General features: G+C 47.1%; 24 protein-coding genes. 6 read left to right on the top strand and 18 right to left on the bottom strand.

What is annotated here, in order from left to right; translation table 11 throughout:
* Positions 1 to 50: 50 nt before the first annotated feature.
* A complete protein-coding gene (locus HAL07_RS04885) occupies positions 51 to 830 on the bottom strand; it encodes a hypothetical protein (protein WP_053945322.1) in 780 nt (259 codons plus the stop codon).
* 6 nt (positions 831 to 836) lie between these two features.
* Positions 837 to 983 carry a hypothetical protein gene (locus tag HAL07_RS07940; protein ID WP_156295943.1) on the bottom strand — a complete coding sequence of 49 codons (147 nt, stop codon included), beginning with the start codon at positions 981 to 983 and terminating at the stop codon, positions 837 to 839.
* A gap of 511 nt (positions 984 to 1,494) precedes the next feature.
* On the opposite strand from HAL07_RS07940, the gene HAL07_RS04880 reads away from it, so the two are divergent.
* Genes HAL07_RS04880 through HAL07_RS04870 form a run of 3 tightly spaced genes read left to right on the top strand, consistent with a single transcriptional unit; the run spans position 1,495 to position 5,669 of the window.
* On the top strand, positions 1,495 to 4,311 hold the full coding sequence (locus HAL07_RS04880; RefSeq protein WP_053945321.1) for an FAD-binding and (Fe-S)-binding domain-containing protein: 2,817 nt from the start codon (positions 1,495 to 1,497) through the stop codon (positions 4,309 to 4,311).
* A complete protein-coding gene (locus HAL07_RS04875) occupies positions 4,301 to 4,984 on the top strand; it encodes a di-trans,poly-cis-decaprenylcistransferase (RefSeq protein ID WP_053941972.1) in 684 nt (227 codons plus the stop codon). The genes HAL07_RS04880 and HAL07_RS04875 overlap by 11 nt, the downstream gene beginning before the upstream one ends.
* Positions 4,985 to 4,997: 13 nt before the next feature.
* A complete protein-coding gene (locus HAL07_RS04870) occupies positions 4,998 to 5,669 on the top strand; it encodes an HAD family hydrolase (protein WP_053945320.1) in 672 nt (223 codons plus the stop codon).
* Here HAL07_RS04870 and HAL07_RS04865 read toward each other — a convergent pair.
* Complete coding sequence (locus tag HAL07_RS04865; RefSeq protein ID WP_053945319.1) at positions 5,638 to 7,362, bottom strand: ABC transporter ATP-binding protein/permease; 1,725 nt, start codon at positions 7,360 to 7,362, stop codon at positions 5,638 to 5,640. The genes HAL07_RS04870 and HAL07_RS04865 overlap by 32 nt on opposite strands.
* Before the next feature lie 134 nt (positions 7,363 to 7,496).
* On the opposite strand from HAL07_RS04865, the gene HAL07_RS04860 reads away from it, so the two are divergent.
* On the top strand, positions 7,497 to 8,093 hold the full coding sequence (locus HAL07_RS04860; RefSeq protein WP_053941975.1) for a peroxiredoxin: 597 nt from the start codon (positions 7,497 to 7,499) through the stop codon (positions 8,091 to 8,093).
* A 10-nt stretch (positions 8,094 to 8,103) separates the two neighbouring features.
* Here HAL07_RS04860 and HAL07_RS04855 read toward each other — a convergent pair whose 3' ends face one another.
* Both HAL07_RS04855 and HAL07_RS04850 read right to left on the bottom strand, forming a co-directional pair.
* A complete protein-coding gene (locus tag HAL07_RS04855) occupies positions 8,104 to 8,742 on the bottom strand; it encodes a class II aldolase and adducin N-terminal domain-containing protein (RefSeq protein WP_202903480.1) in 639 nt (212 codons plus the stop codon).
* Positions 8,739 to 9,578 (bottom strand): ATP-binding cassette domain-containing protein, encoded by an 840-nt coding sequence (locus HAL07_RS04850; RefSeq protein WP_053941976.1) that lies wholly within the window; start codon positions 9,576 to 9,578, stop codon positions 8,739 to 8,741. Before HAL07_RS04850 ends, HAL07_RS04855 begins: the two co-directional genes overlap by 4 nt.
* Positions 9,579 to 9,743: 165 nt before the next feature.
* Here HAL07_RS04850 and HAL07_RS04845 point away from each other — a divergent pair, with 165 nt between their 5' ends.
* Positions 9,744 to 11,456, top strand: a complete 1,713-nt coding sequence (locus tag HAL07_RS04845; RefSeq protein ID WP_156295942.1) for a porin family protein — start codon at positions 9,744 to 9,746, stop codon at positions 11,454 to 11,456.
* On the opposite strand, the gene mnmE is transcribed toward HAL07_RS04845, so the two are convergent.
* The 12 genes from mnmE to HAL07_RS04785 form a co-directional block, all read right to left on the bottom strand.
* A complete protein-coding gene (gene mnmE / locus HAL07_RS04840) occupies positions 11,457 to 12,815 on the bottom strand; it encodes a tRNA uridine-5-carboxymethylaminomethyl(34) synthesis GTPase MnmE (RefSeq protein WP_053945317.1) in 1,359 nt (452 codons plus the stop codon).
* Positions 12,808 to 13,521, bottom strand: coding sequence for a Jag N-terminal domain-containing protein (locus tag HAL07_RS04835; protein WP_053945316.1), 714 nt, complete (start codon positions 13,519 to 13,521; stop codon positions 12,808 to 12,810). The genes mnmE and HAL07_RS04835 overlap by 8 nt, the downstream gene beginning before the upstream one ends.
* A gap of 1 nt (position 13,522) precedes the next feature.
* Positions 13,523 to 15,169: a membrane protein insertase YidC gene (gene yidC / locus HAL07_RS04830; RefSeq protein WP_053945315.1), complete on the bottom strand. Its 1,647-nt coding sequence runs from the start codon at positions 15,167 to 15,169 to the stop codon at positions 13,523 to 13,525.
* On the bottom strand, positions 15,166 to 15,486 hold the full coding sequence (gene yidD / locus HAL07_RS04825; protein WP_053945314.1) for a membrane protein insertion efficiency factor YidD: 321 nt from the start codon (positions 15,484 to 15,486) through the stop codon (positions 15,166 to 15,168). Before yidD ends, yidC begins: the two co-directional genes overlap by 4 nt.
* Positions 15,483 to 15,845, bottom strand: coding sequence for a ribonuclease P protein component (gene rnpA / locus HAL07_RS04820; RefSeq protein WP_053945313.1), 363 nt, complete (start codon positions 15,843 to 15,845; stop codon positions 15,483 to 15,485). The genes yidD and rnpA overlap by 4 nt, the downstream gene beginning before the upstream one ends.
* Before the next feature lie 10 nt (positions 15,846 to 15,855).
* Positions 15,856 to 15,990 carry a 50S ribosomal protein L34 gene (rpmH, locus tag HAL07_RS04815; protein WP_053941983.1) on the bottom strand — a complete coding sequence of 45 codons (135 nt, stop codon included), beginning with the start codon at positions 15,988 to 15,990 and terminating at the stop codon, positions 15,856 to 15,858.
* 63 nt (positions 15,991 to 16,053) lie between these two features.
* Entirely contained in the window at positions 16,054 to 16,452 is a 399-nt protein-coding gene (locus tag HAL07_RS04810) for an ExbD/TolR family protein (protein WP_053945312.1), read from the bottom strand.
* 1 nt (position 16,453) lies between these two features.
* On the bottom strand, positions 16,454 to 16,927 hold the full coding sequence (gene exbB, locus HAL07_RS04805) for a TonB-system energizer ExbB (RefSeq protein ID WP_053941985.1): 474 nt from the start codon (positions 16,925 to 16,927) through the stop codon (positions 16,454 to 16,456).
* A gap of 1 nt (position 16,928) precedes the next feature.
* Entirely contained in the window at positions 16,929 to 17,381 is a 453-nt protein-coding gene (smpB, locus tag HAL07_RS04800; RefSeq protein WP_053945311.1) for an SsrA-binding protein, read from the bottom strand.
* Entirely contained in the window at positions 17,378 to 18,148 is a 771-nt protein-coding gene (locus HAL07_RS04795; protein ID WP_238374490.1) for a 4-(cytidine 5'-diphospho)-2-C-methyl-D-erythritol kinase, read from the bottom strand. Before HAL07_RS04795 ends, smpB begins: the two co-directional genes overlap by 4 nt.
* Positions 18,145 to 18,381 carry a carbon storage regulator gene (locus HAL07_RS04790; protein WP_053941987.1) on the bottom strand — a complete coding sequence of 79 codons (237 nt, stop codon included), beginning with the start codon at positions 18,379 to 18,381 and terminating at the stop codon, positions 18,145 to 18,147. The genes HAL07_RS04795 and HAL07_RS04790 overlap by 4 nt, the downstream gene beginning before the upstream one ends.
* Positions 18,382 to 18,387: 6 nt before the next feature.
* On the bottom strand, positions 18,388 to 18,876 hold the full coding sequence (locus tag HAL07_RS04785; protein WP_053941988.1) for a peptidylprolyl isomerase: 489 nt from the start codon (positions 18,874 to 18,876) through the stop codon (positions 18,388 to 18,390).
* Positions 18,877 to 18,960: 84 nt separating this feature from the next.
* On the opposite strand from HAL07_RS04785, the gene HAL07_RS04780 reads away from it, so the two are divergent.
* Positions 18,961 to 19,791, top strand: a complete 831-nt coding sequence (locus tag HAL07_RS04780; RefSeq protein ID WP_053941989.1) for a hypothetical protein — start codon at positions 18,961 to 18,963, stop codon at positions 19,789 to 19,791.
* A 419-nt stretch (positions 19,792 to 20,210) separates the two neighbouring features.
* Here the strand turns inward: HAL07_RS04780 and HAL07_RS04775 are convergent, their stop codons facing one another.
* A complete protein-coding gene (locus tag HAL07_RS04775) occupies positions 20,211 to 20,816 on the bottom strand; it encodes an outer membrane beta-barrel protein (protein ID WP_053942010.1) in 606 nt (201 codons plus the stop codon).
* Between the last annotated feature and the right edge of the window lies 1 nt (position 20,817).

Here is a 20,817-nt window from a genome sequence, read left to right as displayed (position 1 = left end):
TATGAGCTGTATGAATTGGTAGGTTAGAGAGGTTGGCATGGGGGGGGTCCTTAGAGATCGAGTTCAAAATATCCTACACTATAGCCGTTGTATATACTACTATTACCCAGACTCTCCCTAAATTTGAAAGTGCTAGCAACGAAAAGTCCACCAATGCGTTTTAGATCGTCTGCGCTGAAACCTCTTCTATCCTCATAACAGACCAGTTTGCCAAAATTATGGGTCTCCTTTGGTTTCGCTTCCAGAGCAAGATGGCACACCCTCCTACCCAAGAGTGCAGCAAGTGGCATCAGAAACTCGCCATAACGCCCCTTGAAGCATAGTTCCTCGTGCTGCCATTCATTGCGTATTTCTCCTGCTTTAAAAACATGGCTAGCCAGGAGGAGAAATAAGAGAATACGATTGACCTTGAATTCCTTGTTACACACAGACCACTTAACTCCATCTTTGTTATATAAAGAATCCACCACATTGAGCTTATCTAACGCTAGCAAATCAGTGTAATCTTTGAGCACCTCTTTCAAAACTGTTTCGCCACTCTCTACGTCTTGGGCATTAATGAGTTGTTCTTTGAGCGTGCTGTAAGTCTTTGTTCTCTCTTCAGGGCTTTGGGTGTGTTGTGTAGGGGCTGGGGGTGTGGTTTTTAAAACCTGTATTTGCTTCTTATACTCTTTAAGTTTTGTTTGCAGTGCCTCCTTTTCCTCCATGTGCTTGCGATCCTCTAGCACCTCTTGGATCATCCGTTGATCCGCCTCTATCCCAAAAACCTGACACAAGGCTTTTAAAATCTCCGTATCTTGTGTAGCTGTGATCGCTCCTATACCCGCCAACTCATTTTAATAACCCCTTGATCTAAGCCAATGCCATAGGGCGTTAGTTTTGTAATGTTCCAACACATCTAAGAGGTTAAAATGTTCTTTGAGCTGCTCTAAGCTGGCGATCTTCTCCCCATCGCAAGTTAAGGCAAATTTAGCCAGTTTCATATGATCCTCTCAGTAGCATAGCGGTATGCTGACATGATAGCATACCAGTAGAATTTTTTATTTCAGACAGCCTGTCATGTCATTTGTCATTTATTTTGTTAAGCATTACACACTAATGCCTTGACTCTTTTTTCTGTTTTTATAGTTATTCTAGTGCGATATTCTTCTTGCTACATGATTTTTTAAACATCAAAGTTTGGATGATTATCCACACCTTTTGAGCGAGTAGGCACTAACAACAAACGTGATGCCCCACCTTTTGTGTAGAGAGGTTTAAGCCATCCTCTGCTTCATTGATGATCACAATATTGCCGTCTATCATCCCATATCCTTCATCAAATATCAAATTGTGTAAGCCCTTTGTAAATGCACCATGGGCAAACACTTTAGTGATGCGATCTGCCACCAACTTAAGAGGTTTTGGTGAAAGTTTCCATGGTTTTTTGAGAATTTTATGAGGTGGTGGTAAAATGTTCTTTGGGTTTTTAAAAAGCTTGAATAAGGTTTATCCATGTCACAAAATTACATCGCCTTTTACCAAGAAGCCCAAGAGTTTTTGGGCGAGAGGATTTATAAGGATTATTTGCGCCGCGTGGTCTATGGAATCGACGCGTCTTGTTATCGCTATATCCCCGAATTGGTCGTTAAAGTCCGCCACGAGAGCGAGGTCATGCGCCTTTGCGCTCTAGCCAAAAAGCACAACACGCCCCTAACCTTTAGGGCAGCGGGCAGCTCCCTTTCAGGGCAGGCGTGTGGCAGTGGGGTGCTGGTTATGGCTAATTTAGGGTGGCAAGAGATCAAAGCGCAAAATGGGGGGCAAAGCGTGCGTCTAGGCTGTGGGGTCATCGGCGCGCAGGCAAACAACGCCCTAAAGCCCTACCAGCGAAAAATCGGCCCAGATCCGGCCACCATCGCCACGGCCATGGTGGGAGGGATTTTAGGCAACAACGCCAGTGGCATGTGTTGTGGGGTGGCGCAAAACAGCTACAAAACCCTAAAATCCATCCGTGTGGTTTTAGCAGATGGCACCCTCTTAGACACGAGCAAAAAAGAGAGCGTTGAATCCTTTAGACAAAGCCACGCCCAGCTATTAGAGGGGCTTTTAACCCTGCGCCAAGAGGTGTTGGCCGATCATCAATTGCACGCCCTCATTGAAAAGAAATACAAAATTAAAAACACCACAGGTTATAGCCTAAACGCCTTGATAGACTTTGACGACCCTATAGAGATTTTAAGCCATTTATTCATTGGCTCGGAGGGCACGCTTGGTTTTATCTCCAGCTGTGAGCTTCATTGCGTGCCAGACTTGCCCTACAAGGCTTGTTTTTTACTCTTTTATGAGAGTTTAACGGAGGGCTTAAAAGGGGTGCAAGTTTTGGCCCAAAATGCAGATAAAATCAGCGCGGCCGAGCTGATGGATGGCGCTTGTTTAGCCAGCATGCAGGGCGTGGAGGGGATGCCTAGTGTGTTAAATGAGGTGAAATCCGGCTATGCTTGCATTTTGGCACAATTAGAAGCCACAGATTTAAACACCCTTGAGGCCAATCGTGCCTTTGTGCTTGAAAAGTTGCAGGCCATCCCCACGATCTTGCCCCTTGCCCAAAGCACAGACCCCAACACCTACAACGCATGGTGGAAAATTAGAAAAGGGCTTTTCCCCATTGTGGCGGGCAGACGGCGCACGGGCACAAGTGTGATCACAGAGGATTTGTGCTTTGACATGGAGCATTTACAAGAGGGGATTGCCAAGCTACAAGAGTTGTTAGACAAGCACGGCTTTAAAGAGCACAGCGTGATTTTTGGGCACGCTTTGAGTGGCAACTTGCACTTTTTAATCACCCCACTTTTAGAAAACCCCAAAGAGCGGGCGCAATTTAGCGCGCTCATGGAGGATTTAGCCCACATGGTGGCCTCTTTGCAAGGCTCGATCAAAGCCGAGCATGGCACGGGGCGCATGGTCGCTCCCTTTGTGGAGTTGGAATGGGGCACAAAGGCTTACGATCTTTGCAAGCGCATTAAAGCCCTGTTTGACCCCGATCACCTACTAAATCCCGATGTGATTCTCTCCAACGACCCACAAATCCACACCAAAAATTTAAAAGAGAGCGTGCCGATTGCTCCCGAGTTAGAGCCTTGCATGGAGTGTGGCTTTTGTGAGCGCATTTGCCCTAGCCGCTATCTATCGCTCACCCCCCGCCAGCGCATAGGGTTGCAAAGAGAGATCGCCTATTTGAGCAAGAGAGCAGCGCAAGGGCTAGCCACAGATCGAGCTTTGCTGGAAGAGCTTTTAGAGGGCTATAAATATTTAAGTGATGAAACCTGTGCGGCGTGTCATATGTGCTCCACGCTTTGCCCCTTAGGGATTGACAGCGCATCCATTGCGCTTAAAACCCGCACCAAAGAAAAAGCTCCCTTTTTAGCCAAAGAGATTTTAAAGCACATGGACACAACGGTGGGCGCGCTTAAGGCAGGCTTAGGTGTGGTGCAAATGGGGCAGGTGGCTTTGGGGACTCATTTGATCCACAAGTGCAGCCAAAAACTGCACGCCAAACTAGGCACGCCCGTTGTTTCAAATTACATGCCTAGAAAAAACAACTACAAACTAAGCAGCAAGCCGGCCACGAAAAATGTGCTGTATTTTTCTACCTGCATCAATCGGGCTTTTGCCCCCTCTAAATTGATGCCCGATCAGCGCAGTTTGCAGGAGGTCTTCGAGTCGCTGTGTAAAAAAGCGGGCTTTGGGGTGCTTTATCCGCCAGAGCTGCCTAAATTTTGTTGTGGCAAGGCATTTATCGATTACAAGGATTTAAGCGCGCAAAACACACAAAAAAACGCCCAACTTTTAAAAAACCTCTCACAAAATGGGTCGATCCCCATTGTGTTGGATCACAGCGCATGCAGCGCGTATTTAATCGAGCAGTTAGAAAATGCAGGGCTGCAAATTTATGACATGCCCATTTTTATACAAGAGCATTTATTGGAGCATTTAAAAATCGAGCCTTTAGAAGAAAATATCGCTCTTTACACCATGTGTGCGGCAAAACGCTTGGGCTATTCTGAAAATATGCGCCATTTGGCTCAAGCGTGCGTGCGCGGGGAGATTGTCGAGCACATAGACACGGGTTGTTGTGGCTTTGCGGGCAATAAGGGCTTTTTAACACCCGAATTAAACGATCACGCTTTGCTAGATTTTGCTGACTTTTATCGCGATAAAAACCTCAAAAAGGGCTTTTGCAGCTCCAGCACTTGCGAAGTGGGCTTGAGTCAGCATTCTAAAATCCCCTTCCAACACATTGCCTACTTGGTCGATCTATGCAGTGATGAATGATTTAGTGCATTTAGCAATCATCATGGATGGCAATGGGCGGTGGGCGAAATTGCAGGGCAAGCCGCGCACACATGGACACCAGCAGGGGATCAACGCCCTAAGAAACATCACCATTTGGTGCGCCAAAGAGCGCATCGCCTACCTCACGCTTTACGCCTTTTCTACCGAGAATTGGAGTCGCCCTCAAACGGAAGTGGATTTTTTGATGCGCATGCTGAAGAAATATTTAATTCAAGAACGCCCCACTTATTTAGAGCATAAAATCCGCTTTAAGGCCATTGGCAATTTAAAGAGATTCAATCCTGCCTTACAAAAAACCATTTTAAGTTTAGAGCAAGAAACCGCCGAGCACACCGCCTTGACGCAAGTTTTAGCCTTAAATTACGGCGGGCGCGATGAGATCGCTAGGGCCTGTGGGCGTGTACTTGAGTTGGGCTTAAAGGGGAATTTGCAAGAGCTGATCGGTGCGCATTTAGACACGGCGGGGCTGCCCGATGTGGATTTGTTGGTGCGCACGGGCGGCGAGATGCGCCTTTCTAATTTTTTATTGTGGCAATCTAGTTATGCCGAGTTGTTTTTTAGCCCCGTGCTTTGGCCAGACTTCACGCCCACGCATTTGGCCGAAATCATCGCGTTGTTTAACCAAAGACAACGCAAATTTGGTAGGGTATGAAAAAAGGGTTTGCATGGCATTAAAAATTGTGGTGTGGGATTTTGATGGGGTGGTGTTTGACAGCATGCACTTAAAAGGTGAGGGCTTTAAGGTGTTGTTTCAACGCCACACAAAGGCAGATGAAAGGGCATTGAAAGCCTTTGAGGACTACCATTATGCCAACGGCGGGGTGAGCAGATTTGATAAAATCGCCCACTTTTACACAAAGATTTTAAAAAAAAGCATCGAGGCGGACACAATCAACGCTTTGGTGGAGGAATTTGGGCAAATCATCGCTAAGGACCTTTTTTCAAGAGAGCATTTAAATGCTGAAGTTTTGGACTTCATCAAAGCAAACCATAAGAAATATATTTTCCACATCGCTTCGGCGGCTTTGCATAGCGAGTTGCAGGTGTTGTGTGAGTTTTTAGGACTCTTGCCCTACTTTAAAAGCATTAAGGGCGCACCCCCGGCTAAGGCCAAAATTTTAGCGAATATGTGCGCCAACTACGGCTATGCGCCCAGCGAAATGGTTTTGATTGGAGATAGCAGAAGCGATCATGAAAGCGCGCAGGCAAATAAAATCCCCTTTCTAGGCTACAACAACCCCGTTTTGCAAAACCTCTTGCCAAAGGCTTACATCAACCACTTTGCTAGACTGGATTTGGACGCACTCACACGACAGGCTTGCTTAGATCAATTTTGACATCGCAGCGCTCAATGGTGCTGAGGCGGTGGGCGATGACAAGCAAGGTTTTACCCTGAGCCACGCTGTAAATCTCTTCCATGATTTTGGTTTCTGTGGGGGTGTCTAGGGCTGAGGTGGCCTCATCTAGCACTAAAATCTCGGGGTTGTCATAGAGAGCGCGCGCGATGCCCAAGCGTTGCTTTTGCCCCCCGCTTAAATTGATCCCTCCCTCGCCTATGATGGTGTCAATCCCTCTATGCTGGCATAAAAAATCGTAGATATGCGCCATTTTACAAACTTCTATGACTCTATTTTCATCTAAGGGGCTTCCGCAGGCGACATTTTCGGCCGCGCTGCCGTCAAATAAATAGATGTGTTGCGGGATGTAGCCGATTTTTTGCCGCCATGTGCGGATATTTTGGAGGGTTAAGGGGGTGTTGTCGATGAGAATTTGTCCCTCGTTTGGATAGAGCACGCCCATAATGATATCCACTAAAGTGCTTTTACCACACCCACTAGGGCCGATGAAAGCGACTTTTTGCCCCCGCTTGATCTCTAAATCCACGCCTTGTAAAATGGGGTGGGTGCGCTTGTAGGCAAAGCTGACTTTTCTTAAGCGGATGCGCTCTTTAAAGGGCAAAGCTAAATCCCCCTCTTCTTGGATAAAGCGACTCAAATCTTTATAAACGCTGTTGATGGCCTGTTGTTGGTAACAAATGGTGTTGTATTGCTCTAAAATGCGGTTGAGCGAGGGCAGCATGCGATAAAGTGCGAGGGCATACATGGAGATGATGGGCAAGACCATTTTAGCCTCCCCGTATTTGTGTAACACATAGGCGACCGATAAAATCAGCAAGCTAAAGCCCACGGTTTCTAAAAAACGGCTGGGGATCGCCTGCAAAGTGCGGTAGGTGGTGTTGGCCTTGGCGTTGTTTAGGCTATTTTGGCTAAAGGTTTGGTAGGCTTCTTCGTGGTTGTCTTTGAGCTTAGTGAGCTTGAAATTGCCAAAGAATTTAGAAAGGATTTTAAAAGATTGTGTTTGTGTGCTGTTAGAGATGTGCCCTTTTTTTTGTATGAGCTTAGACATGTACTTTGTGATGAAAAACACCTGCAAGACAAGGATAAAAGTCAAAATGAAGGTCATTTTCCAGTTGGTGTAGATCAAGAGTCCGTACAAAAAAAGCATCACGCTGAGTTCTGAAAGCAGACCTAAAAGGGCGTTTAAGCCCATCAAAACCCCCCCGCTTTTTTCCATAATGGTGTGGCGGATTTTGTCTAGATTAAGGTTGATGTGCTCTAAGTAAGAGCTTTTTAGGTGGTGCATGAACAGCCTTTGGGCAAGCGCGTGCGCCTTTTGGCTTGCAAAACGGCTATTGGCGTAGGTAAAGAGGATACCATAGCCCATGCGAAACACATACAGCCCCACGAGCGCAAAACTAAAAAAGTAGGCAAAGTGCAGGGGGGTTTTAAAATGCAGTGTGTCGTAAATCGCGCGGGCGTAGGGGTTGGATAAAACCAAATCCGGCGAGCTGGCTAAAGTGATGAAGGGCATGATCATACTGATTGAAGAGACTTCAAGCAAGGACATAAAAATAGACATCAACACCAAGACAACTAAGATTTTTTTATCCCTTTTGTTGATCAGGGCAAAGATTTGGACAAGCGCGCGCAAAAAATTTTTAGAGGGGCTAAAACGCTTCTTTGAAGCCAAGTAAAATCCTTAAAATGCAGTCTTAAGAATAGTGGATTATACCTAAAACCCCGCCTTGATTGTTAATGGAGATTTGGCTACAATGCGCCCGTTAGCTTTGCTAACAAAACCAGTAATGTTTATAAGGAGATTTTATGTTAGTCACCAAAGTCGCTCCCGATTTTAAGGCCACCGCTGTTTTGCCCAACAATCAGGTGGATGAGCATTTTGAATTGTCTAAAAACTTGGGCCGCAATGGGGTCGTGTTGTTCTTTTGGCCTAAGGATTTTACCTTTGTTTGCCCCTCTGAAATCATCGCTTTTGACCACCGCGTCAAAGAATTTAACGAAAAGGGCTTTAATGTGATCGGGGTTTCTACCGACACTGAAGTGGTGCATTACGCTTGGAAAAACACCCCCGTAGAAAGAGGCGGGATTGGCCAAGTTACTTTTCCCCTGATTGCAGATGTCACCAAGGACATTTCTAGGGCTTATGATGTGCTCTTTGAAAACGCCATTGCTCTAAGGGGGTCTTTCTTGATCGACAAACACCAAAAAATCCGTCACGCGGTGATCAACGACTTCCCCCTAGGGCGCAATGTCGATGAAATGCTGCGCATGGTCGATGCCTTGATTTTCTTTGAAGAACATGGCGAAGTGTGCCCCGCCGGCTGGCAAAAAGGCGATGCAGGCATGAAAGCTAGCCATGAGGGCGTGGCCGAATACCTTAAAGAACACGCTAGCAGGCTGTAACCTTGCGTCTTTAAGCCTGTGGGTTTAGCAAGCTTATTTGGTTTGCTAGGCTCGGGTCTAAGTTGGCAATTTGCAGGATTTGGCAACTCCCCTCGATCAAATCAAAGATCTTTAGTAAGCCTTGTAGCTCTCTGTGATAGACCACAATTCCGCAACCCTTAATAAAAATAAACCGCCTTTTGCTCGCTTGTAGATAGTGTAAAATATCCACAGGGGATCGATCTTGCCAATCTCTATAGCTCTTGGGATCGTAAATTTCGATCTTCTGCCCTAAAAGCGTGCAACCCAAGTAATCTTTGGGGGTTAAATATTCGTGGGTTAGGGAGTAGGCGATGGCGTGTGGCGGGCGGCCATAGGCAATGAAGCGCGCTTCTGTAAAGTGGCGGTAAATGCTTGCATGGATGCCAATGTCCATGCTCGCCTCCCGCCAGCGATAATCTAATTTATCTTGCAAGACAATGAAAGACTCTTCGTCCAAGTTGTCAAAAACGGCGCTGTTTTTGTTGATGAGAAAGCGAGTCGCTCCCATGCGTGCCGAGATTGAGCCTCTAAAAATGCTAAAAAACCCCTTGCGAAACATCGACAACGACACCTTCCGCAGTTGCTCCAAGAACCTTTGATCCACTTCGCGTACATAGACGTTATTCATAGTGGGGATTCTAACACATTTATTGTGAGATTGTCAGACTCGAGCACCACACATGCACCCTCTTTAAGCTCTTTAGCGCAAGGCAGGCGCAAAATTTGTGGCTCTAGAGCCAAAGTTGCTTGCGCATCTTGGCATTGAAGTACTTTGGCTTGTAAACTTTGCGAGGGGAGGTTGAGGCTTTGGATTTTTGCGCTGTGGGTTTGTCCCTGCGCTTGTAAATAGATTAAAGTGTCTGCCATTTTGTAGGCTTCTAATAGATCGTGGGTGATGAGTAAAGTGGTGAGTTTAAAATGCGCGCTTAAAAACTTGATTTGCTCTTGCAACTTGGAGCGTATGCGCCCATCTAGCGCACTCAAACCCTCATCTAAACACAGCAACGACCCACCATCAAGGGCGCGCAAAATCGCGCGCGCTAGAGCGACCCTTTGCATCTGTCCGCCTGAAAGTGTAGCGATCGGGCGTTTTAAAAGCCCCTCTAGCTCCATGAGGGCGATGATCTCGGCAATTTTTGGGTGTTTGGGGTTAGCAAAGGCGATATTTTGCTGTGTGTTTAAATGGGGGAAAAGCCCATAATCTTGAAACACAAAACCCACTTTGCGCGCTTGAGAGCTTAGGTTGATCTGTTTTTTGGTGTCGCACCACACCTGCCCCTTAAAGACAATGCGGCCACTATCTGGGGTTTCTAGCCCAGCAAGGGTGCGTAATAGCGTGCTTTTACCCACGCCAGAAGACCCCATAAGGGCGATGGTCTGCGTGGATTTTAAGCAAAGATCCACTTGTAAGCAAAAGTCCCCCTGTGTGCCTTTTAAACACTTTTTGATAAAAATTTCTAACATGTTTTGATCTCAACAAGTCTAAAGTTTTAAAATGTTACAATGAAGCTTTATGACTATATTAGCATAGGTGTTTGCATGCACAAATGGCTTTTCTCCCTCGTGGTTACCGGTTCCGCTCTTTTGACAGCGCACCCCAAGGATGGTTTTTTTGTAGAAGGCGGGTTAATGACGGGCTTATTAGAAACCAAAGAAGACATTGAAAAAAAACCCCCCTGCCCGCTGGGCGTGATTTGTGAGTCCACTTACATGCTAAATGCTGCGCCCACTTTCACACAAGCGGCCTTAGATAACCGTAAAAACCCGATCACTTTTTACACCACCCACCCGGTCAAAATGCAACTGGAAAATGGAAAGCTACACATTGAAAGTTTTTTACCCTACAACTTACACAATGTAGACCTTTACATGAAAAATGCCAACGGACAAGAGGTCAAGGTGGGCATGTTTAAAGACATCCCCCAATTCACTCAAAGCGTGGTGGCTGAGGATTTGCTCCCCGCCATCGCCAAAGCCGGGGGCAGCGCCAACTCCACTTTTAGCCTAGAGCCCTCAAGCACCTCTGACCCCACCACTACACAAGTGTTAAACAATCTTAACAAAATCACCGTTGACATTGAGGGCACACTTAAAGATCCAGATCCAACAAACCTTTCGTGGACAGCTTATATGAGTACCCAAAATGCTGAGAGACTGGTAGAAACCTTCTTAAACCTCACTGCCATGTTAAGCTCCCCTGAATTTAAACAAGCGGTTTTAAACGCCCACTTTGAGCTCGTCAATGGCCCCGGGAATTTTAAGCCTAATGTCGTCCCCAATGCGCAAGGGCAGTGTGGCAGCAACACCGCTTGCGATCAATATGTCTTAAACAAGCAAGAAGTTTATGACAAATACACGGGTCAAAAAACCATTGTGATCGACACCCTAACGCCAAAAGCTGTCGCAACTGGTTTAGATGGTCTAGGCGGTCCCGGGGTTTTTGGAATCTCGCCCTACCTCATCAACTTCAAAGATTCTAAAATTTTAGCCACAAACAATATCAACGGCGACACATGGCCTATCATCACGGTGATGCACGAATTTGGGCATGTCAATGATTACAGCCACAATGGCAACATGACCTACCAAAATGGTTGGTATGACTCCATAGGAGGCCCCAAACTAAAAAATTGGAATGCGTATGCTCCGTACTATAAAATCGATAGCAAGTATGTCCAAGCGGGCATGGGCGGCATTGGTGTGGATGTATGGACGGCCTTGGGCAAGGCGGGGGATTTGCCCATAAATTACAACCAGCTAGCCAGCCAAAGCGCGCCCATTTACCCCACGGCTTTTATGCGCGCCTTGCAAAATGTCCTCTCCACCAACAACTCTAGCGCCTCGGCGATGGTGGGCTTTAATGTCATGGGCGGCTACCAACAATACTTCAACGACTACTTCGGGCTGTCCTACTATGGGATTTTAAAATACAACTATGCTAAAAAAATGGGCTTTGTGCATACGATTAACCAAGTGGCTTTTGGCGTGGGTATGAATGCGCTCATTGACTTTAAGACAAATTACAGCACCTACCGCCTTAGAAACAAAAGGGGGGGTTTGCGTAAATTTAAAAGCTCTTATGGCATGTTCGTAGGCTTTCGGGCGTTGTGGAAGGGCTATGGCTTACAAGGGGTGGGCTTTGTCAATAGCGGCAACATCGACTTAACCACAGGTTTTAATTACCGCTACAAACACTCCAAATACAGCATCGGCATCGCCCTGCCCTTAGCCCAACAAAATGTCCGCGCCAAAATCAACACCGATGAACTCGTGGGGACGCTCACCATCAAAGAGGGCGTGCGCCACTTTAATGTGTTCTTTAACTATGGCTGGGTGTTTTAGCTACTTACCTAAGCAAAATTGCGAAAACATGACCCCTAACATTTCCTCTGTGTTGTAGGGGTGGCTGATTTGCCCTAAACTTTGCAAGGCATCTTTGATGTGGTAGGCAAAGAGCTCTAGCTCTAGGCTTGCTAGGGGCTTTTGTGCGCTCTGTAAGTGCTCTATCGTTTCTTGCAACGCCTCTTGTTGCGTGAGTGCAGGAAGCAGTACATCGGGCAGGTCGGTTTGCATGAAAGGGGCTAGGGCTTCTTGGATCAAGGGCAAACAAGGGCTTTCTTTGGCGCTCAAAAAGAGTGGGGGGGCTTTTAAAAAGGGGAGTTGCTCTAAAAGGGCGCGGGTGTCCAGCTTTTTAGCACAATCGCTCTTGTTAAACACCACAAGGATGCTTTTATGCGCTTGGGTTTTAAGCAGGTCTAAAATTTGGATGTCTTGCTTGTCTAGCTCTTGACTCAAGTCAAACAAAGCCAAAATGATTTGGCTCTCTTGCATGCGCGCTTTGCTTCTGGCAATGCCTAAGCGCTCGATCACATCCGCCCCCTCTCTAATGCCAGCTGTATCCACGAGGCGCACACAACTCCCGTTAAGATAAATCACCTCTTCTATTGTGTCTCTAGTGGTGCCCGCCAAGGGGCTTACAATCGCACGCTCTTGCGCCAAAAGGGCGTTTAAAAGCGAGCTTTTACCCACATTGGGCTTACCCACGATGCTTAAGGTGTAGCCCTCAAGCTGGGCTTGCCTTGCCCTTGAGGTTTCTAAAACCTGTTTTAGTTTGTCTAAGGTGGGTTGCATCCTAGCCCGCATAACCTCGGGCAAGTTCTCAGGTAAGTCTTCATCGGCGTAATCAATCAGCACCTCAGCACTGGCAAGCAACTTTAAAAGTGCCTCTCGCACAGATTGCACGAAGTCTTTGAGCCTCCCTTTAAGTTGTTTTGCCATCACCTTTGCCATAGAAGCGTTTTGCGTTTCTATGAGTTGTTGCACGGCCTGCACTTGGGATAAATCCATGCGGTTATTCAGAAACGCCCGTTTGCTAAACTCTCCTCCCATCGCCAGTTTTGCCCCCGCTTGCAAACAAGCTTGCAAGATGAGTCGCGCCACCACAACCCCCCCGTGGCACTGGATTTCAACGACATCCTCGCCCGTGTAGCTGTGCGGGGCTTTAAAGTAAAGGGCAATGGCTTGATCTAATAAATCCCCGCTAGGCTCAAAGCAATCGACTAAAATAGCCCTTCTAGGGGGGAAGTGTTGCCGGTGTGTTAGGGTTTGTAAAATCTTTAGGCTGTCCGTGCCGCTGAGTTTAATAATGGCAATTGCGCCCTGAGCGGGGGCAGTGGCGATGGCGGCGATGGTGTCAGTCATTCACCACGACAACCGATTCGTTTTGGCTGTTTTGCTCTATGCCGACATGTTTATGCGGAAAAGTTTCTCTGAGCCGTTTTAACGCAATGTGTAATAACATGCCGTCTAAAGGTTTGGTTTGCGCCTTGCCAACTTCGTGCACGGCCATCACCACGCCCTGCAAATACACCTCCATGATCTCCTCTTGGTCTTTTAAAAAGCTGGCGACTTCTAGGCGGATATTGTAGTTATATTTGTGGTGTATCCAGTTAAAGAGCAAGTAAGATAGGGCGTTATAGCGATAGCCCTTTTCGCCTATGATGAGCGCCGAATCTGGGCCATTGATTTCAATCAAAAGGGTTTGGGGGTTATAAAAGCTCACGGCGATCTGGTCTATGTCGTAGGGCAAGTGGCTAAACAGACTCTCCAACTCGGTTTGGATTTCTTGTAATTTCGTGTCTTGCAGGCTTTGGGAAAGCAAACCAACGGTTTGCTTAGAGCTATCGGTTTGTTTAACGCTTTCACCTTGCTCTTCTAGGTTTTGAGCGAGCTGGGCTTGTTGGGGCTTTTTTTGCACTTGTATAACGGCTTCTTTTTTGCCCAAGCCTAAAAAGCCCTTGCTAGGGGCTTGGATCACTTCATATTCCAAATCCACGACCGAACAGCCCAGCACAGCAGAAGCCTTGATGATCGCCTCTTCTAGGCTCGGGGCGTTAATGGTTTGCATGTCAGCTCCTGTGTTTGTGCTCGGCGATTTCTCTAGCCTTTTTCTTGTCAAGCATTTGGTTGATCACCCACTGCTGGATGATAGAAAAAATATTATTTGTTGTCCAATAAAGGACTAACCCCGCAGGAAAAGTGATCAAGAAAACTGTAAAAAATAAGGGCAGCATTTTAAAGATTTTTGCCTGCGTGGGGTCGGTGATGGTGCTAGGCGTTAGGGCTTGTTGGGCGTACATCGAAACGCCCATTAAAAGGGGCAGGATAAAATAGGGGTCCATGAAAGATAGGTCGTGAATCCACAGCATCCAGCCCGCGCTTTTAAGCTCTACGGCGTTGTAAAGCACCCGATAAATGGCAAAGAAAACGGGGATTTGCAAGAGCAGTGGCAAGCACCCGCCCAAAGGATTTGCGCCGTGTTTTTTATAAAGTTGCATCATGTGCATTTGGAGTTTTTGCGGGTCGCTCTTGTATTTCTCTTGCAACTCTTTCATTTTGGGGGCGAGGTCTTTGATTTTTTGCATGCTCACCATGCCCTTATAGCTCAAGGGGTAGAGAATGATGCGCACAATGAGAGTCAATAAAATGATCGCCCAGCCCCAGTTGTGGGTGTAGTTGTGTAAAAAGTCGAGCAAGAGAAACACGGGGCGGGCAAAAAAGGTGATGATGCCGTATTCAATCACATCGGTAAGAGCGGGGGAGATTTGGGCCAGTAGGCGGTGATCTTTTGGCCCTATGTAGCCGTGCAAGCTGGCATCGCCCTTTAAGGACACAAAGGGCAGGGGGTCTTTGCTTGGTTGCGTATCCACGATCGCATCTAGGGGAGTGTTGGCAAAAAATAAAGAAGTGTAGTAGCGATCCACGCTGGCGATAAAGGTCGTGGCTTTAAAAGTTTGGGTCTCTTTTGCCTTGCCGTCCTCAATTTTTTCTAATTTATGGTCTTGTGTACCTAAAAGCACGCCATGGAAAGCGTAGCCATCGGCATCGGCCACGGGCCTTGCGCCATTAGACAAGACATAAGCGGTGTTTAGCGCCCCTTTGGGCTGGATGTGGATTTTTAAATCGTAGGTGAGATTGGGGTAAAAGGTTAGGGTTTTGGTTAAAGTGAGGTTGTTTAACTCTTGGGTCAGTACCAAACTTTGGGGGGTGTTGCTTAAGCTAATTTCTTTAGCCGAAGCGGTGTAGGGGGTCTTAAAGGCCTCTACATTTAAGCCATTGTCAAGAAAGCGCAATTCCAAAGGCTTTAAAGAATCCGCGCCCAATAAGGGCAACTTTTCTAGGGGAGGTTTAGCTTTGGCCCACCCTAAAAGCTCTTTGACATGCTCTAAAAAGCCCTCTTGGCGGTGCGCCGTGAATTTCTTATCTTTTAAATACACCTGTGCGATGCGTCCCAGCGAGTCGATCTCAATTTCTACCCCCTTGGAGCGCACAGAAGCGATGATGGGAGTGTTTTGTGTGGGTTGCAAGGCTTGCTCTAGGGTGCTTGGAGCGGTGTGGGAGGACAAGCCTGTGGCTTGTCCTTGCGCGCTTGGGGCGTTTTGGGTGATTTGTTGCGCCTTGTTCTCTGGCTTGGGCTGGAAAAAGTAGCTGTAAGCGATCAAAAAGACAAAGGACAGGGTGATGGCTAAAATGAATTTGGAATTGTTTTCATTCACGGGCGGACCTTGAGGATATAGTAAGTTTTAGAGTTGGGGCTTAAGGGCACGAGGTAGTAGCTGAGTTTAAACGCACTGGGGGCGGCGTGTTTGGGGCATAGGGGCTTGCTCGTGGTGGGGTAATCAATCCCGCCGGGATGAAAGGGGTGGCAAGAGAGCAAACGACGAGCGATTTTTAAAAGGGCTTTAGGCAAAGATTCGCGGGGCAAGAGCCACAGCGCATAAGTGGAGCAACTCGGGTAAAAACGGCAAGTGGCGGGCTTTAGCGGGGACAAGTAGGCGCGGTAAAAGCGCAACAAGGCTAGGGCAAAATTCATGCACGCCTCAAGGCGGGTTTGCTAGGGCTCTTGCGCTTCAAGCACGCCAAAATCTGCTGCTTCAATTCTAGGTAGCTTAAACTGGCAATCCCTGTTTTAGCGACAAACACCACCACTTGTTTTTTCTCTAGACGGGCGTTTGTGAAAATGGAACGCACCCGCCTTTTGAGTAAATTTCTCTGCACCGCTTTACCCACTTTCTTAGACACGCTAAGACCGAGTAAAGAAGTTTGGGGGCGGCCAAAAAAAGGGGGCAAACCCTCCAAAGGCAAGCTGTAAATGGCAAAAAAAGCCCCCTGTGTCCGCATGCCTTTTTTATAGGTGTAAGAAAACTGCTTGGTGGTTTTTAGGGATTGCACGCCGCAAGAATCAAACGGCTAATTGCTTCCTTCCTTTGGCACGGCGGGCTTTAATGACTTTTCTCCCGTTCTTGGTTCTCATCCTCACAAGGAAGCCGTGCGTGCGCTTTTTGGGCGTGTTGTGGGGTTGGTAAGTGCGTTTCATTTTGTTCCTTTAAAATTTTCAAAAGGGCCATTCTAGCCAAACTTGGCTAAAAGCTATCTAAATTCAGCGGGTGCTGTTTTTATCTTCAACTAAAATATACAGCTGGTTAAGGTTGTGGGTTTGGAGCAAATCCACAACCTTAACAAAACTATCTAAGTTGCTGTTTTTATCGCCTTGCAAAATGATGGGTGTGTCTTTAGCATACCGCGCCACCGCCTGCCTCAACGCCTCAAAACTCACTTTCTTTTTATCTAGGTAAAATTCGCCCTTATGCGAGATGGCGATGCTCACCTGCTTTTTATTGAGGACATCTTCGGCCTTGTTAGAGCTTTGATCCACTTTGGGAATGTTGATAGGCAATTTAGAAGTGGATACAAAAGAAGCGGTGGTGAGCACAATCACCAAGAGCACAAGCATGATATCAATGAATGGAACAACATTCATTGAGTCGATTTTTTTCATGCTAAAGGTCCGTGTCTAGGCGGTTGTAATTTGTGTCGGCCGTGGCGGGGTGGTGGTAAATGTCCCACTTTGTGGCGATGATCTCGCTTTTTCGCACAAGCATGTTGTAAATCACCACTGAAGGAATCGCCACAATCAGCCCCATGCCCGTAGATTTCAACGCCAAAGCCAAACCGACCATGATCGCCTTTGTATCCACTCCTGTGGTGTTGCCCAGCTCAATAAAGGTGATCATAATGCCCGTTACGGTGCCAAGCAAGCCCACATAGGGCGCATTCGAACCGATCGTGGCGACTAGGGTCAAGCGGCGGTGCAAGTCTAGTTCGAGCTTGCGTTTATCGGTGTAGTCATCGACTCGCACGGTGGCGTAAAACCACACCCGCTCAATGCCTATGGCAATCACAATCACGGATAAAAAGCCCAAAAAGCCCAAAATCCCATAATCCACCATTTCTTTTAAGTTAAAATCACCCATACTAGCCTCTGTGCTTTAATTGGCTCTTAGCTTCCATGTCTAAAACCCTTTGTCTCATGCTTTCTCTCTTATCGTAAAGTTTCTTGCCCCGCACGAGGGCGACTTGCAATTTTACCCGATTTCTAGCGTTAAAATACAATTTCAAGGCAACAATGCTTAGGCGTTGTTGCCCCACTTGGGCGGACCACTTAGCAAGTTGCTTTTTGTGAAACAACAGCTTACGCACCCGTCTCTCATCGGGCGTGTAGTGGGCACTTGCCGTTTGCAAGTGCGAAACATGCACGCCAAATAAAAAGGCTTCGCCTCTAATGATCTTAACAAAATTATCCTTTAAATTGACACGCCCCGCTCGAATAGCCTTGACTTCAGAGCCTGCCAGCACCACCCCCGCCTCTAGGCTCTCTAAAATCTCGTAATCAAAAAAGGCCTTTTTATTGCGGGCAATTTCTTTCATGCGCCCCCCTTGAGCCCAAAAAAGCTGCTCCCGCTCCCGCTAAAAAACCACAAATAATTTTGATCTAGAGATTTAGCGTGTTCTTTGAGGGCAGGATAAAGCGACAAAGCCGGGGCGTAAAGGTCGTTTAACTCTTGTGCTGTGTAGGCCTTTAGAAGCTCTGGGCTTGTCTTTGAAGCCCAAGCAGGGTTAAACGCTGTGGGGGTTTTAAACGCTTGATAAACTTTAGCCGTCACGCACTTTAAAGGAGGGGTGCTAAGTTTCACCTCTAAAGGTTCTTCTTTAAAATCTTGCACAATCTGCCCAAAATGGCTCACATTTGCGCTAGAAAAACCCGAGATAAAAAAATTCACATCCGCCCCCACCTGCGCGCCAATTTGATACAATTGCTCTAAATCCAAACCCAAATCTAAATGTCTATTGACCTCTCTTAAAAACACTCCCGCATCGGCACTCCCCCCCCCAAGCCCCCCACCTGCGGGGATTTGTTTTTGCACCTCTATTTGTAAGCCCTCAACACGCGAGCGCAAAGCAGGTTTTAGTCTCTCTTTTAAAAGCCACCACGCCTTGTAAAGGGTGTTTTGCGCTAAAGGGCAATCAAAATCGCCCTTTAGGCTAAATTTGGGGGCGCTTTTAACACAGAGCACATCGTGCAAGCCTCGCACCAAGCACAGGCGGGAGTTGAGTAAATGATAGCCCCCGCTTTTGCCGACAATCTTTAAAAAGACATTGATCTTTGGATAAACAAGACAAGAAAACAAATTCAATCGATTTTACCCAGCTCTTTACCAATGCCTGCCAAAAGAGAGTCGCTCACATCTTTAGACGCTTTTTTATTCTCCAAAGCCACCGCCTCTTTAAGCTCCGAGCGCAAAATTAAAGTGTGTGAGGGGGCTTCAAAGCCCAGCTTCACACTCCCCTTGTCAATGGAGATGACCCGCACATAAACCGAGTCGCCAATAACAACCCCCTCCCCTAACTTGCGCGATAAAATCAGCATAGACGATCAAGATTGCGCCGAAATTTGGATGCTTTCAATCTTATCGCCCTGCTTGAGACTATCTAGGACTTGTAGGCTAGCTTCATCTTCAATCTGCCCAAAAACCGTGTGCTCGCCGTCTAAATGCGGTTGGGGCGTAAAACACAAGAAAAATTGACTGCCCCCCGTGTCGCGTCCGGCGTGTGCCATGCTCATCGCCCCCCTTTCGTGCTTGTGGGGGTTGTTTGCCACTTCGCATTTGATGCGGTACTCTGGGCCACCCATGCCTGTGCCTAGCGGACACCCCCCTTGCGCTACAAAGCCAGCAATGACTCGATGAAAATTCAAGCCATTGTAAAAACCCTCCTTAGCCAAAGTTGCAAAATTTGTAACAGCTTGGGGCGCATCTTCGCCGAATAAATGCACCTTGATCGCTCCTTTGCTCGTTTGGATCGTGGCGGTGTGGTAGCTCTTTAAAGCTTCTGGGCTTGTCTCAAAAACCTTTAGGGGTTTCATTGTTTTCCTTGATCAAAATTGAAAAGATTAAAATAACCGGCGCATTTTACCGATTTCACCCTTAATTTATGTTATGGGGTGTTTATGCAGTGTGTGGGTGTGTTTGTGGCCTCTCTCTTGCTTAATGGAGGATTTTTGCTGGCTGAAGATGCCCTAGACACTTCTTTGATCCACCACAACCACCAAACCCCCCAACACCGCCCCACACAACCCAAAGCCCCAACGCCACACGCCACCTTGCAGCACACGAAGCGCGTTTTTTTGCAAAACGACACGCATACATCTAAGCGCGCCACGCACACTTACTTACACCCGTGGATTTACAGCACCATGTTTTTAACCGCCTACTTTGGAGATGGCCATTACAAACAAGGCTATGGGCTTTTGTTGCCAAGAGGGCATGTACTCACTTCTTCAGAACTTGCATACGATAAGGGCATGTATGCCACAACCTTTATGGCAAAAATGCAAGATGACAGCGCGCCCGTGCTCATTTGCGTGGCTCGGTTACGCATTAAAGCGATTGATCGCAATCGGGGGTTGGCTCTCTTAAACACCCACGCTTTCACAAATGACTTCTGCCAAACCCGCCCTGAGAGTTTTTACCACGCCCGCATTTACAAAAAATACGCCCAAAATCTCTTGCACGCTAAGAACTCCCCTACACTCCCGGGGAGTCCCCTTTACTACCCCACAGTGAGCGACACAAATGCTTTTGTGGTGGAAAATGCACGCCAAACCCTAGAGCATCTCCTACCCAAAGGAAACGAAGTTATGGACGGACAACCCTTTTTTAACAGCGCAGGGGTGTTTTTGGGCATGGCAGTCAATAGCACTAAAAACCCCCGCACTTTTGTCCCTAGTGGCACCATTTACGATTTCTTGCGCGATCTCAGGCATAGGCATTTGTTTTAGGGATGGCTCAAGCAAAAATTTTAACAAGGGGGGAGAGGTTGTTTTTCAATCGGTTTTCATAACCCCTCACTCCCACACAAAGGGCAGTCCATTGACTAAGATCTGCTCCCTTAAGTCGATGCGCCGCTCTTGGCCTGCAGGGCATGGCGAGCAAGAAGGGGATTGTAGGCCACACAAATGACCCTTTTGTTTTAAGCAATAACTAAAGCGACAGAAACACCACTTAAAACATGGTCTTTAAAAGAAAGATTTAGACCCAGTCAATTTAGAATATATGGGAGCAAGGATAGACAGAGAACCACCCAATAACTAGCAAGGCTTTTACCTTAATTCGTTGATCTGTAAAACTTAAATGAGCGGGCAGGTCCTTAGCACAAGCAAAACACTAGCCCCCAAGAATTCAAAGGCGATTCATCACCCTAGAAAGTGTAATCAAGGCTGACATACCAAACATAGCGTCTGATGTCCTTTATTGTGGCCGTGAGCTTTTGGGGGATCATGGGGAATTTGATTCCCGCTTGTATCGCCGAGTGCGTGCCTAGTCTAATGCGTCCGCCCGCATTAAAAAGGAACTGAAAACCGGTGTGAGAAAAGTCACTGTAACTCCATGTGTTGCCTGCTAGCTGAATGCCTCCCACTAAGCCAAAGGCAAAGGGGTCAGTTGCGATGAGATTTACAATCGCATCCGCAGCCCCACCATAGGTATAGACATCCCATTTACCTTCAGTGGGTTTCCCAAAGTTTTCCCAAAAGCGCAAATTATCAAAGAAACCGCTGTTGTTCCAATCAAAGAAGCCATAAACCTGCCCGCCAAACCATTTGTTGGCAAACCCAATGCCTCCCACCTGCGCACTTAGACCATAAAGAGGAAATCCGCTCGACAAGGCTTTCTTGTATTCTCCTCCCCCACCTTTACCCTGTTGGTACCCAAGGCCTATAAAAAAGCCATTCCTCTCTGTGGCCTGAGTCATCTGAGTTGCACCCATCACCATCAGTGCTGAAAGCACTAAAACCCTTGCTTTCATC

Origin of the sequence: Helicobacter ailurogastricus (genome assembly GCF_001282945.1) — a bacterium.
GTDB lineage: Bacteria > Campylobacterota > Campylobacteria > Campylobacterales > Helicobacteraceae > Helicobacter > Helicobacter ailurogastricus.
The sequence above is the reverse complement of the archived record's forward strand: the minus strand, read 5'-3'. Positions and strand labels throughout refer to the sequence as shown.